The organism is Streptomyces gilvosporeus (genome assembly GCF_002082195.1).
Lineage (GTDB): Bacteria > Actinomycetota > Actinomycetes > Streptomycetales > Streptomycetaceae > Streptomyces > Streptomyces gilvosporeus.
Genome location: NZ_CP020569.1, coordinates 6756271 through 6770423, shown reverse-complemented (window position 1 = coordinate 6770423; position 14153 = coordinate 6756271). Strand labels below are relative to the sequence as shown.

Sequence of the window (14153 nt, the reverse complement as noted above, 5' to 3'; positions counted from 1 at the left end):
TCAGATCCCGGGCCCGCCCGTCAGGACGTCCCGGGACGCCGCGGGGGCCCCACCGCGGGGTCGTCCGCAACCTCCACCAGCGCGGCGATCTCCCGGTGCCGGTGGTCGAGCACGGTCCGCACCACCTCGCCACCGGGCTCCGTGAGACGCAGGACGACCTCTCGGCGGTTGTCCCGGTTGACCTTGCGGTCGACGAGGCCGCCGGTTTCCAGCCGCTCCACCATGCGCAGCGCCGTCGACGGGTTGACCCCGAGCGTGGCGGCCAGCTCGGCGAGCTTGACCGGCCCGCACCCGTCGAGGACCACCAGGGCGCGCAGCTGCGGCAGCGTCAGCGTGCTGCCGGCCTCGGCGAGCGCACGGGCCGACAGCGCGACCAGGAGGCATGAGGCCGCCATCAGCGCCTCGGTGACCTCCTCGGTGTCCTGGGCGAGACCGTCGGGGTGCCGGTCCGGCTCAGGCTCGGGGTCGACGCCCCTGCCCCGTACGGTCCGTGACGCCCGTTCATCATGCTGTTATCACCGTCAAATTTATTCTTGCACTCTGCAATGTTACTTTGGGGCCGGAGACCCGATCCTCGTCCGCACCACGACCAGCGCCGTCGGCCGAGCAGGCGGCGGTTTCTCCTGCCGCCGTTCTCTTTCCCACCGGGCAATGATGCCCGCCCCTTGCCGCTGTGTGATCACACAACGGCCCGCTGACGCCTGCCCGTCGCGGGAGCCGCCTGCCCGGTTCGCGCATCCGGCGAGGGATGTCCGGCTCCTTGCTGCCAGACGAAGCGGAGGTACCCCGTGGCCCGGCCCGACGCCGCCCGGAATCCGAAGAACGCAGAGCCCCCGCGGCCCGGCCGCCCCACCGGCGAGAAGATCGCGCACCTGGGGGACTTCCACGTCCTTCCCCGGGTCGCGGTGATCACCGCCCTGGCCGTCCCCGCCGGATGGCGGTACGGCGCGGCCGGTGTGCGCGAGCGGTAGACGACGTACGGGCGGACGAGGTACCCGACCGGTGCGGTGAAGGCGTGCACCAGACGGCTGAAGGGCCACAGCGTGAACAGCGTCACCGCTAGCAGTGCGTGCACCTGGTAGACGAGCGGCGCGTGGGCCATGGCGGAGACATCGGGGTCGAGGGCGAACAGGCTGCGGAACCAGATCGAGACACCGCGGCGGTAGTCGTACGCGTGGGCGGCCATGCCGGAGGCCGTGGCCGCCAGGCCCGCCAGCAGCACCGCCGTGAGAAGGGGATGGACGACCCGGTCACTGCGGCTGGTCGCGGCCCGCACCGCGGGCACCCGCAGCCGACGGTACAAGAGCACGGCCAGGCCCGTCGCCGTGGCCACGCCCGCGGCGCCCCCGACCAGCAGCGCGTTCTCGTGGTACAAGTGCTCGCTGACGTGCAGCCGGTCGGTCAGCCACTCCGGGACGAGCAGCCCCGCGACATGCCCGGCGACCACGAACAGCAGGCCGTAGTGGAAGAGCGGACCGCCGATCCGCAGCAGCCTGCTCTCGTACAGCTGACTGGAGCGGGTCGTGAAGCCGAACCGGTCGTAGTGGTAGCGCCAGGTCGTTCCCCCGGCGAGCAGGACCAGGGTGAGATAGGGCAGTACGCCCCACAGCGCGATGTGCAGATGCTTCATCTGCGGGCTCCTCGGTCGCTCGGTCGCGGCTGGGCGGGGAACGGATCCAGGCCGACGGTCTCGGTCGGCGGCCCGGTGCGGGCGAGCCTGAGGGCCTCCTCGCGACTGGCCGGCGCCGCCCCCGGAAGGCCCAGGCAGACGGCCTGGAGCACGTCGGCGTACGGACTGCGGTAGGCGGTCAGGGCGAGGCGCAGCACCTCCAGAGCGGGCCGGTACTCGGTCAGCAGCGGCAGGCCCGCTCCGGGCTGCGGGCGGCGAACTCCAGGACCACCGGCAGGAAGTCGGGCAGCTCCTCCTCCGGTGACAGCCAGCCGTGGTCGTGGTAGAGGGACTTGAGGCGGGCCAGGGAGGAGCCGCGGCGACGGGTGTCGCCGTCGGTGTAGTACGTGAGGTAGAGACAGCGCCGCCGGCTGCGGTCGAAGGTGGCGACGTACCGGGCCGCCGGGGCCGGCGGGGCGGGCGGGGCCGGCGGGGCGGGTCCGCGCGATCCACCGAAGGTCGCCTCGCACATTCGATTGCCCTATGCAAGGGTGGCGGCCCATTCCGGTGGCGGTGGCGTACGGCGGCACGAGCCGGCTCCCAGCACTCATGCCGCCGTATGCCCACCGAAACGACGCGGGCCGACGACCGGACGGGGGACTGCAGACGGCCCGCCGCATACCGCACCGGCCGGCGGGGCGAAACCATCAGGGAGTGCCCCCACCGGAAGCGGAAGCGAGCCAGCCCCCATGCGGACCTCGGTCGTCGTGTTCACCTGCGATCTGCGCCTGTCGGACCACCCGCCGCTGCGCGCGGCCCGGTACGGAGGAGGCCGGGTGGTGCCGCTGTTCGTGCGTGACCCGGCCGTGGACCGAGCGGGTTTCGCCGCGCCGAACCGGCTCGCGTTCCTCGCCGACTGCCTGCGGGACCTGGACGCCCGGCTGCGGGAGCGGGGCGGCCGGCTGGTGCTGCGCGAGGGCGACGCGGTCACGGAGGTGTGCCGGGTGGCCGCCGAGGCGGACACCGACGAGGTGCACATGGCGGACGACGTGAGCGCCTTCGCACGCGCGCGCGAGCAGCGGCTGCGCCGGGCGCTGGAGGCCGACGGACGGCGCCTGTACGTGCACGACGCGGTGAGCACCGCCGTCGCGCCGGGCGCGGTGACCCCGGCCTCCTCCGACCACTTCGCGGTGTTCACGCCGTACTACCGGCGCTGGTCCGCGCAGGGCCTGCGGGACGTACTGGACACGCCGCGCGCGATCACCGTGCCCGAGGAGGTGGGCTCCGCCCAGCTGCCGGAGCGCGGCGACGTGAGCGGGGTGTCGCCGGGTCTGTGCGCGGGCGGCGAGACGGCGGGACGGCGCAGGCTCACCGCGTGGCTGCGCTCCGGCGTGGACGCCTACGAGGAACGGCACGACGACCTGGCGGGCGACGGCACCTCCCGCCTCTCCCCTCACCTGCACTTCGGCACGCTGTCGCCGGTCGAGGCGGTGCACCGGGCCCGCAGGGTCGGCGGCGCGGGCGCGGAGGCGTTCGTACGTCAGATCGCCTGGCGCGACTTCCACCGCCAGGTGCTCGCCGCACGTCCCGACGCCGCCGCCCGCGACTACCGCACGCACCACGACCGGTGGCGCGGCGGGAAGAACGCGGCGGCGGACGCCGAGGCGTGGCGGGAGGGCCGCACCGGCTACCCGGTGGTGGACGCGGCGATGCGGCAGCTGCGCCACGAGGGCTGGATGCACAACCGGGGCCGGCTGCTGACCGCGAGCTTCCTCACCAAGACGCTGTACGTCGACTGGCGGGTGGGCGCCCGGCACTTCCTGGACCTACTGGTCGACGGTGACCTGGCGAACAACCAGCTGAACTGGCAGTGGATGGCCGGCACGGGCACCGACACCCGACCCAACCGAGTACTCAACCCCGTCACCCAGGGCAAGCGGTACGACCCGGACGGGGCATATGTGCGGCGCTGGGTGGAGGAACTGGCGGGCGTGCAGGGGGCGGTCGTGCACGAGCCGTGGAACCTTCCGGCGCAGGAGCGCGCGAGGACCGGTTACCCCAAGCCGGTGGTGTCCCTGGCGGAGGGCCTGGACCGCTTCAAACGGGCCCGGGGGCGCTCCTGAAGTCCGGCGGGAGGACAGCCGCCGGGCCGCCGGACAGCACACACAGCACCCGCACGACATCCTGGAGCAAGGAGGCACCATGGAGACGACGACGGACCGGCCCCTGTGCCTGGTGACCGGGGCCAGCGGCTACATCGGCGGACGGCTCGTACCCGAACTGCTGGCCGCCGGGTACCGGGTGCGCTGCCTGGCCCGCTCCCCCGGGAAACTGCGCGACCATCCTTGGGCCGCGGAGGTGGAGGTGGTCCGCGGGGACGTCACCGACCCCGCCTCGGTCGGTGCCGCGATGCGGGAGGTCGCCGTGGCCTACTACCTGGTGCACGCGCTCGGCACCGGACGCGGCTTCGAGGACACCGACCGCGAGGGCGCCCGCGTCTTCGGCGCGCAGGCCGCCCGCGCCGGCGTGCGCCACATCGTCTACCTCGGCGGGCTGACCCCCGCCGGGGTGCCGGAGCGGGAACTGTCCCCGCATCTGCGCTCCCGAACCGAGGTCGGGCGCATCCTGCTGGCGAGCGGGGTGCCCACGACGGTTCTGCGCGCCGCCGTGATCATCGGATCCGGTTCGGCGTCCTTCGAGATGCTGCGCTACCTGACCGAGCGGCTGCCGGTGATGGTCACACCGAGCTGGGTGCGCACCCGCATCCAGCCGATCGCGGTCCGGGACGTGCTGCGCCTGCTGGTGGGCAGCGCCCGGATGCCCGCGGACGTGAACCGCGCCTTCGACATCGGCGGGCCCGAGGTGCTGACGTACCGGGACATGATGCTGCGCTACGCGGCGGTCGCCGGACTGCCCCGGCGCGTGATCCTGCCGGTACCGGTGCTCACCCCCCGCCTGTCCAGCCTCTGGATCGGCCTGGTCACCCCCGTCCCCGCGGCCATCGCCCGGCCGCTGACGGAGTCGCTGCGGCACGAGGTGGTGTGCCGGGAGAACGACATCACCCACTACGTCCCCGACCCGCCCGGCCACCCCATCGGCTTCGACGAGGCAGTACGGCTGGCGCTCAGGCGCGTGCGGGACGCCGAGGTCACCACCCGCTGGTCCTCCGCCTCGGTACCCGGCGCCCCCAGCGACCCGCTGCCCACCGACCCCGCCTGGGCGGGCGGAAGCCTCTACACCGATCTGCGGGAACGCCCGGTCGACGCCCCGCCCGAGGCCCTGTGGCGGGTGATCGAGGGCATCGGCGGGGAGAACGGCTGGTACTCCTTCCCCCTGGCCTGGTCCGTGCGCGGCATCGTCGACCGGCTCGTGGGAGGCGTGGGACTGCGCCGCGGACGCCGGGACGCGCACCGGCTGCGCGTGGGCGACTCGGTCGACTTCTGGCGGGTGGAGGAGATCGAGCCGGGCCGACTGCTGCGGCTGCGCGCGGAAATGCGGCTGCCCGGACCGGCCTGGCTGGAGATGTACGCCGGCACCGACGACACGGGCCGCACCCGCTACCGCCAGCGCGCCCTGTTCCACCCGCACGGACTGCTCGGCCACGCCTACTGGTGGAGCGTCTCCCCCTTCCACGCCGTCGTCTTCGGCGGCATGGCCCGCAACATCGCCCGCACGGCTGAGCGGACGGGCAGCCACGGCCCGGGGAACGGGGCGCCGTCCGCCGACCGCACCGCCCCGCCGGCGGGCCGACGGACCGGGTGAGATCCGGCCGACGCGGAGCCTGGATGTTGCCCTACACCTACACCGAGACGGCCTGTTGTACGAACGACGGTCATTAGCAGCAGCCATCACAATCAATCCCCCTGAGATCTGAGCACGTCCGCCACAAGCCGGCTGTCAGCGGCCCGAGAAGCGGGCCGCGTCGAAGTTGGCGGCGGATATCTGCGAGCGGGCGTTGTCGCCCTGCTCCTGGTCGCCAAACCGAACGCCGACGCCACTCCCAACTGATCGCCCGATCGGCACTGATGAACATGGTCGGAAGCCGGACGGAAGACGTCACGCCCCCAACTGGTTCTTCGCAACTGCCTCCTGCATCCGGCCCCGCCGTTAGGATTTTCACGTCTTTCGCCGTCCCAGTGCCAGCACGGATGGGTGGGCGGTGGACCATCGTGCACGGGACTCAAGGGGCGGGGACAGTACATGCGGGAAGGCCGGTGGACGACGGTCACCGAGTCCGAGTTCGACCACGAGCGCCGCGGGCTGACGGCCATCCGCGAGAAATTGCCGGATGCCGATCCATGGCGGGCCTGGTCGAACTTCGTCTTCACCGCGAACAGCGGCCACGTCCGCGAGGTGGACCTCCTCGTCGTCGCCCCCGGCGGTGTGTGCCTGATCGAGTTAAAGAACTGGCACGGCTCCCTCGCCAGCGAGAACGGCACCTGGGTCCAGACCACGTCCAGGGGCCGCCGCATCACGCACGGCAATCCGCTGCACCTCGTCAACAAGAAGGCCAAGGAGCTGGCAGGTCGGCTCGGCCAGCACGGTAAACGGGTGTGGGTCGCCGAGGCCGTCTGCTTCACCGAGGGATCGCTGCGCATCCGTCTGCCGGCCCACGACCAGAACGGCGTGTACACCGTCGACGAACTCGTGGCGATGCTCAAGCAGCCGCCGCGCGACGAGCGTCACCGGATCACCGCGACCGGCTCACGCGAGGTCAAAGCCGCACTCGACCGCGCCGGCATCCGCAAGAGCGACGCCGAGTACAAGGTCGGCCCGTACGAACTGAAACGGAAGTCCTTCGACTCCGGCCCGACCTGGGCCGACTATCTGGCCGAGCACAGTGAACTGCCCGAGTCGGCCCGCGTCCGGATCTACCTCCGCGAACGCGGTTCGGACGCCACCATCCGCCAGTCGGTGGAGAACGCCGCCCGGCGTGAGGCCGCGGTCCTGCAGCGATTCAGTCACGTGGGCGCAGTGCAGCTCAAGCAGTACAACCCCTCGGGGCACACGGCAGGGCCCGCTCTGATCTTCGACTACCACCCCCAAACCCTGCGCCTGGACGAGTACTTGCTCCAGTACGGGGCGAAACTCGACATCCTCGGCCGGATGGCCCTTGTCCGGCAGCTCGCCGAGACCATGCGGTCCGCCCACTCGAGCCGCATCTACCACCGCGCGCTGGCCGCGCGCTCCGTGCACGTCATCCCGCGCGATCGAGGCAGGCGGGGTCAGGTGATCGGGGAAGAGGCCGCCTGGCTGACCCCGCATCTGCAGGTCTCCGACTGGCAGATCGCCACGCAGCGCAGTGGCTCGGGCGGCTCCGCGCCAGGCGCCGCCCGGCTCGCGCCGACGGCCCTGTCCACGACACATCTGGCCGAGGGTTCCGACGCCTACCTCGCACCTGAGCTGCGTGCCCCGAGTGCCGACCCGGTGTACCTGGACGTGTACGGCCTCGGCGTCCTCACCTATCTGCTGGTGACAGGGAAGCCACCGGCGGCAAGTCAGGCCGAACTGCTCGCCCGCCTGGAAGCAGAGGAGGGCCTGCGGCCGAGTTCTCTGGTGGACGGCCTGGCGGAGGACATCGACCAACTGGTGCAGCTGGCCACGGCCTACCGGCCCGAGCACCGCCTCTCCACAGTCGACGAGTTCTTGGAGATGCTGGAGCTGGTCGAAGACGCGCTCACCGCCCCGGCTGCCGCGCCCGCGCCCGCGGCTCCCGAGAAGGACCCTCTCGAAGCCGTGGCAGGGGATGTCCTCGACGGCCGCTGGGAGGTCCGCCGACGCCTCGGTACCGGGTCGACCAGTCGCGCCTTCCTCGTACGGGATCTGGAGGCCGAGGCGCGTAGAACGCGGCCCCTCGCCGTCCTCAAGGTGGCACTGTCGGACAGCCGGGGGGAGGTACTCGCCCGGGAGGCAGAGGTGATGGGGCGGCTGCGTCCCGACTCCCGGGTGATCCGGCTCGTCGAGCCGCAGCCGTTGCGCATAGCGGGTCGAACGCTCCTTGCCCTGGAGTACGTGGGCGACGAGCGCGAGGAGACCGGCGACGGCGTGGAGTCCAGCAGCGGACGCACCCGGCGGCGCGGCGAGACGGTCGCCCGTCAGCTGCGCGAGGGCGGACGTCTCCAGATCGACCAGCTCGAGGCGTACGGCGACTACCTCTTTGGCGCGGTCGATTTCCTCGAGGGCGAGAGCGTCTGGCACCGGGACATCAAGCCGGACAACATAGCGATCCGCGTCCGCCCCAACCGCACCCGAGAGCTCGTCCTCATCGACTTCTCCCTCGCCGGCTACCCGGCCAGGGAGTACGAGGCAGGTACGGACGGCTATCTCGACCCGTTCATCGGGACGTTGACCCGCACCGCCTACGACTCGCACGCCGAGCGATACGCGGTCGCGGTCACCCTGCACCAGATGGCTTCGGGCGAGCTGCCCAAATGGGGCGACGGCTCGGTCCTGCCCCGGCAGACGGACCAGAAGGAGTTCCCGTACCCGACCATTGCGGCCGACGCCTTCGAGCCCGCGGTGCGGGACGGCCTGGTCGATTTCTTCCGCAAGGCTCTGCACCGGGACGCCGCCCGGCGCTACCCCGAGCTGAAGCCGATGCGGGACGCTTGGAAGAAGATCTTCCTGGACGCCGCGCAGGCCGTGCCGTCCAGCCGGTCCCGCCAGCCCGAGGCACCCGCGGCGACCGCCGCCGACGGCCGGCCCGCCATCGCGGACGCCGAGCCCGTCACCGCTGAGCAGCAGCGCGATCAGCTGGCCAAGGACGTCACCCGCGAGACGCACCTTTCGACGGCGGGCCTCACCCCGGCCGCGGAGTCCTTCCTCTACGGCCTCGACATCACCACGGTCGGCGGCCTCCTCGACTACAGCCGCCGCAAACTCGTCAACGCACCGGGCCTGGGCGCCAAGACCCGCGGGGAGGTGCAGCGCCGACAGCGCGAGTGGGGTGAGCTGCTGCGCGAGGCGCCCGTGTCCCCGCTCACGCCCCGGGGCAGGGCTGAGGCCAAGGAGGAGCTCGCGCAGCTGACCGCCAGTGAGTCGACCGTGCTCGACTCCCTCGCCGCCGGCGGAAAGACAGCCGGTCTCTCCCAGTCTGCACTTCGCTCGGTCAGCCTCGACACCCTCGCCACGATCCTGGTCCCGGAGCTGAACAACAACGGCTCCAACCAGAACAAGGTCGAGATGGTCCGGCTGCTGCTACGACTGCCGGACGACCGTGGCGTCCTTCCGCACATCGGGGTCTGGCCGAAGCAGAAGGATGTCGCCGACGCGCTGGGGCTGTCCGCGGGGCGCATCCCGCAAATGCTCAAGGAGGAACGAAAGCGCTGGAAGAAGGACCCTTCGGTGCAGGCGCTGCGCGAGGAGATCATGGATCTGCTTGCGGACCTGGGCCGGGTAGCCCCCGCCGCGGAGATCGCCGACGCCCTCGCCGTCCGCCGCGGCACCCAGCTGTCCGAGCGGGAGCAGCGGCGCGCACTGGCGCTCGCGGCGGTGCGGGCCGTGGTGGAAATGGAACAACTCGCCCCTGAATCAGCCCAGTTCCAGCACCAGCCGAACCGCAAGGCCACGGAGGAGTCCCTCGGCGCGGGCCTACTCGCCCTGGACGTGCGGGAGGCCGACGAGGCCGATGGGACAGAGGGCGACCCGCCGGACACCCCCACGGCTCCCGGTCTCCTCGACTATGCGACGCGGCTGGGCAAAACGGCCGACCGGCTCGCGAAGCTGGACACGCTGCCCACGGCGACGACGGTCCTCGGCGAGCTGGGAGCGCTCACCCCACCGCCGGGAGCGGTGGAGTGGGACGAACGTCGACTGGTCGAGCTGGCGGCCGCCGCGTCGGCGAACGCGGCGGCGACCCCGCGCCTGGAGATCTACCCGCGAGATCTGGACCTCGTACGCGCCCTGCGGCTCACCCAGGCCGGTCTGGTCCGGCTGATCCCGGGCGTGCCGGAGGAACGGCAGCCAGGGGTGACCGGCGAGGACGTGCACGAGCGGGTCCGGGCACGCTTCCCGGAGCTGGTCGTGCCGGACGGCCGCGGCGGCGGCACACACGATCTGCCGACGGCGGGCCCGCTGACGAAGGCGCTGCGGGAGGCCGGCTTCGACCTCATCCTCGCGACGCGCGAGGACACCGGAACGCTGCGCTATCTGCCCACGCGGATGGATACCGCATCCAGCTATCTGACGACCGGCGCCTGGCGGCGGTCCACACACGTGGGTGCGGTGACGCGCTACGCGGACGATCCCCTCCTCGCGGATGCGATACGCACCGAGGAACGCCTCACCGCCTCGGCCCGGCGTGACGGCTACCGAGTCCTGACGGTACGCCAGGGCATGTCCCGGGAGGCCGTGGAGGAACTGGGCGTTGAGGACGGTCGGTTCGGCGCACACGTAGTGTCGGTGACGGAGCTGTTCCTGGAGGCCCTGCACACGCTCGTCCCGCCGGGGACGAAGCCGACGTGGGAGACGCTGCTGAAGGCCGACGCGGCGGAGCCCGGCTCGCGGAACGCGATGAAGTTCGCGGAGTACGCACGGACGGCGTGGGGCACGGTGGAGCCCCGCATACGGGAGCTGCTGGGGGACGGCGGTCCCGGCACCGCCCCGGTGCTGCTGACGGAGGTGTCCGTCTTCGCCCGGTACGACGCGATGGGCGTCCTGGACCGGATCGCGCAGGCGGCCCGGCACGGCGGGCGAGGACTGTGGCTGCTGGTCCCGCAGAGCGACCCGGCGCGCGAACCGAAGCTCGGGCACGTCGCGGTGGCCCACCAAGCCGGCCTGGGCGAGTGGATCGAACTTCCGGACGCGTGGGTGCGCAACGCCCACCGGGCCGGCGCAGTGGCCGAGAACGGCCCCGAAGGCAACGAGGGAGACGTCAAGTGATCGACCGCAAGGCTCTGTTGGACGACCTGAAGCAGCAGGTCAAGGCGGTCGAGACCGATCTCGCACGGCAGGTGAAAATCGTCGACGAGGGCCCCCGCCTGCGCGCCGAGTACGAGCGGGCCCGCAAGCTGGGCCGTACGGCGGCGACATGGAACTCCTGGCTCGACGAGCGCGTCACGCAGGTCGCGGTGGCGTGGGTCCTGGGCACGGTCTTCGTCCGGTTCTGCGAGGACAACCGGCTGATCCCGGAGCCGTACCTGACGGCGCCGGAGGACGACCGCCGGGACCTGGCGCTCGCCCGATACGAGGAGTACGTGGCGACCTCCGACGACCCGACCTACCGGGGCTGGCTGGAGCATGCCTTCGACGAATTGGGTGCCGGGCAGGCCGGTCGGCTGCTGTTCGACCGCAGGCACAATCCGCTGTTCCAGATCCCGCTGTCGCACGACGGAGCGCGGGACCTGGTCGACTTCTGGCGGAGCCGGGACGAGGCGGGCGTGCTGGTGCACGACTTCACGGACCCGCTGGAGCAGGACGGCGACGGTACGAAGGGGTGGGACACGCGGTTCCTGGGCGATCTGTACCAGGACCTGAGCGAGGCGGCGCGGAAGACGTATGCACTGCTCCAAACCCCGGAATTTGTGGAGGAGTTCATCCTCGACCGGACGATGGATCCGGCGGTCCGGGAGTTCGGCTACGAGGAACTGAAGATGATCGACCCGACGTGCGGGTCGGGGCACTTTGTGCTGGGGGCGTTTCGGCGGTTGGTGAGGCTGTGGGCGGAGGGGCAGCCGGGGCGGGATGTGCATGAGCGGGTGCGGGCTGCGCTGGATTCGGTGCATGGGGTGGACCTGAATCCGTTCGCGGTGGCTATTGCTCGGTTCCGGTTGCTGGTGGCCGCTATGGCTGCAAGTGGGGTGCGGACCATGGCGGAGGCGGGGAAGTATAAGTGGCCGATTCACTTGGCGGTGGGGGACTCACTGATCAAGAACCGGCACAAGCAGGGAAACCTATTTGAGGAATCGGACGAAGAGGGCGCGGACGAACTCGCCGAGTTTAAGTATGCAACGGAGGACGTGCACGAGTATCCAGCGATGCTGCAGAGGGGGCGGTATCACGTGGTGGTGGGCAACCCCCCTTACATCACAGTGAAGGACAAGAAGCTCAATCAACTGTACCGGGACCTTTACGACGCTTGCACAGGGAAGTATGCGCTGTCGGTGCCTTTCGCTCAGCGGTTCTTCGAGCTGTCGAAAGCCGGGGATGCCGAGAGTGGGCGCGGGTACGGCATGGTGGGGCAGATCACGGCAAATTCCTTCATGAAGCGGGAGTTCGGCACGCAACTCATTGAGTCTTATTTCGGACACGAGGTGGAGCTGACTGAGGTCGTCGACACTTCGGGGGCTTACATTCCTGAGCATGGGACACCCACGGTCATCCTTGTAGGGAAACGTCGTGGGGGCCATGGCCGCGCCACAACGATCCTCACGGTACGTAGCGTTCAAGGTGAACCTTCAACTCCAGAGAGCCCAGAAAAGGGCCACGTCTGGCGGGCGATCGCCGAACAAATCGACAACCCCGGATCCGTAAGTCCATGGGTATCTGCCGATGACTTGGATCGACGAAGGTACTTCCGGAAGCAGCCCTGGATTCTAGCCGATGGCGGCCTCGAACTGGTTGAAAGAATCCACGATAACGCAACCACCTCGCTAAAACATAGAGCCACAAGGATTGGCCCGTACGGAATTATCGGCGCCGACGATGCAATGACAGCCCCTGCCGATACCTTCACCCGCATCAAGGCCGAAGAAATCTACATTAAACGCATCGTGGCCGGGACCGAAGTGCGGGACTATGTTTTCGATTCGGGCGACTATGCGATCCACCCGTACGGCCCAAAACGGAATCTCGTCGACCTCACAAAAGCACCAATAATCGCGCGCCGTCTTTGGCCTGTACGTACGGCGATGGGCAATCGTGCCACATTCTCCGGCGGAACATATTTCAGCGATAGACGCCCCTGGTGGGAGTGGCACCAGATCCCGAGGGACGAGGACGCTAATGAATGGTCAATTCTTTTCGCGTTCGTAGCTACTCACGCGAACTTCAGCCTCAATAGGGCTGAGCACGTTTCGAGCCGCACCGCCCCTGCCATCAAATTACCTAAATCAGAATCGGAAGAGGAACACCTGCGGCTGGTTGGGCTACTTAACAGCTCCACGGCTGGGTTTTGGCTCAAAATGGTTAGCCACAGCAAGGGCACCGAGGGGCATCAGTCCGGCATCAAGACGGAACTCTGGGAGCAGTTCTACGAGTTCACCGGCACTAAACTCCAGGGGTTCCCGCTCCCGTCTTCGTATCCCACCAGCCTCGGCACCGCCTTGGACTTCCTCGCGCAACGACTCACCGCTACCAGCCCCTCCGCTCTCGCGTCGAAAACCACCCCCGCAGCCCCCGCCCTCCGCAAGGCTCACGCAATCTGGCTGTCCACCCGCGCCAGCATGATCGCCCTTCAAGAGGAGCTGGACTGGCAGGTCTACTCGCTCTACGACCTGTACCCAGAAGACCTCCGCGTCTCCGAGAACCCCGACTCGCCTGACATTCCTGAACTCGCCCTCGGAGAGCGCGCCTTCGAGATCGTGCTCGCACGGCGGGTCGCTGCAGGCGAGGCGAGCGGAGAATGGTTCAAGCGGCACGGGTCCACGCCCATCACCGAGATCCCCGAGCACTGGCCCGCCGCCTACCGCGAGGTCGTGCAGAAGCGGATCGACGCCATCGAGTCGAGCCGGGCCATCGGCATGATCGAGCGGCCCGAGTACAAACGGCGTTGGGCCACCGAAGGTTGGGACGCCCTCCAGGAGAAGGCGCTCAAGTCCTGGCTGCTCGACCGGATCGAGAAGCGGGACCACTGGTTCGACGAGAACGACATGCCTGCTGTCGTCACCCTCGCCCGCCTCACCGACCTTCTCTCCCGTGACGACGACTTCATCTCTGTCGCCAAGATCTACGCACCTCACAAGGATCTTCCCAGCGTCGTCGCCGAGTTGATGACCGACGAGCACGTGCCGTTCCTCTCCGCCCTGCGCTACAGGCCCTCAGGACTCAAAAAGCGCGCGGACTGGGAGCACGTGTGGGATCTCCAGCGGCAGGAGGACGCCGCGCCGGACGAGCCCACCAAGCGCAAGATCCGGGACAGGATCCCCGTACCGCCGAAGTACGCCTCCGCTGACTTCCTGCGCCCCTCCTTCTGGCGGGCGCGCGGCAAGCTCGACGTACCCAAGGAACGCTTCATCTCGTACGGGCAGAGCAACGTCGCCACCCCCGACCTGTACGGCTGGGCCGGCTGGGACCACCGCGAGCAGGCATACGCCCTCGACGCCTACATCGCATCCCACGAGGCGCTGACCTCCGAGGAGTTGACGCCCTTCCTCGCGGGCCTGATGGAGCTCCAGCCCTGGCTGGACCAGTGGCACGACGAGTTCGACGCGGCCTTCGGCGCCTCGCCCGCCGCCTTCTTCCGAGGCGACCGGCTGATGGTCCAGGGCGAACACGGTCTCACGGATGATGATCTGCGTGAGTGGCGCCCGGTTCCTGTGAAGCGGGGCGCCAGGAAGAAGTAGCCCACGCCGCGAAGGCGCCGACGGCCTCCGCAGACCAGCAACTG

Annotated in this window: 7 protein-coding genes and 1 pseudogene; 4 read left to right on the top strand and 4 right to left on the bottom strand. The window is 69.8% G+C overall.

All coding sequences use genetic code 11. The features are described from left to right. Window positions 1-20: 20 nt before the first annotated feature. The 4 genes and pseudogenes from B1H19_RS30180 to narJ all read right to left on the bottom strand — a co-directional run bounded on the left by B1H19_RS30180 (window position 21) and on the right by narJ (window position 2141). Entirely contained in the window at window positions 21-395 is a 375-nt protein-coding gene (locus B1H19_RS30180) for a MarR family winged helix-turn-helix transcriptional regulator (RefSeq protein ID WP_083107872.1), read from the bottom strand. Between the two features lie 524 nt (window positions 396-919). After that, window positions 920-1630, bottom strand: a pseudogene (narI, locus tag B1H19_RS30175) (respiratory nitrate reductase subunit gamma); the annotation flags it as partial. Continuing rightward, window positions 1627-1827, bottom strand: a complete 201-nt coding sequence (locus tag B1H19_RS40880) for a hypothetical protein (RefSeq protein WP_418361482.1) — start codon at window positions 1825-1827, stop codon at window positions 1627-1629. The pseudogene narI and the gene B1H19_RS40880, both read right to left, overlap by 4 nt. 23 nt (window positions 1828-1850) lie before the next feature. Beyond that, on the bottom strand, window positions 1851-2141 hold the full coding sequence (gene narJ, locus B1H19_RS40875; protein WP_418361481.1) for a nitrate reductase molybdenum cofactor assembly chaperone: 291 nt from the start codon (window positions 2139-2141) through the stop codon (window positions 1851-1853). Between the two features lie 217 nt (window positions 2142-2358). Here narJ and B1H19_RS30165 point away from each other — a divergent pair, with 217 nt between their 5' ends. From B1H19_RS30165 to pglX, 4 genes are all read left to right on the top strand, one after another. Continuing rightward, complete coding sequence (locus tag B1H19_RS30165) at window positions 2359-3732, top strand: cryptochrome/photolyase family protein (RefSeq protein WP_083107871.1); 1374 nt, start codon at window positions 2359-2361, stop codon at window positions 3730-3732. Window positions 3733-3811: 79 nt separating this feature from the next. Then, complete coding sequence (locus tag B1H19_RS30160) at window positions 3812-5371, top strand: SDR family oxidoreductase (protein ID WP_083107870.1); 1560 nt, start codon at window positions 3812-3814, stop codon at window positions 5369-5371. Between the two features lie 438 nt (window positions 5372-5809). Beyond that, window positions 5810-10489: a BREX system serine/threonine kinase PglW gene (gene pglW / locus B1H19_RS30155; RefSeq protein ID WP_083107869.1), complete on the top strand. Its 4680-nt coding sequence runs from the start codon at window positions 5810-5812 to the stop codon at window positions 10487-10489. Then, the gene (gene pglX, locus B1H19_RS30150) at window positions 10486-14109 is read left to right on the top strand and encodes a BREX-2 system adenine-specific DNA-methyltransferase PglX (RefSeq protein WP_083107868.1); all 3624 of its coding nucleotides are present in this window, start codon (window positions 10486-10488) and stop codon (window positions 14107-14109) included. Before pglW ends, pglX begins: the two co-directional genes overlap by 4 nt. Window positions 14110-14153 lie beyond the last annotated feature (44 nt).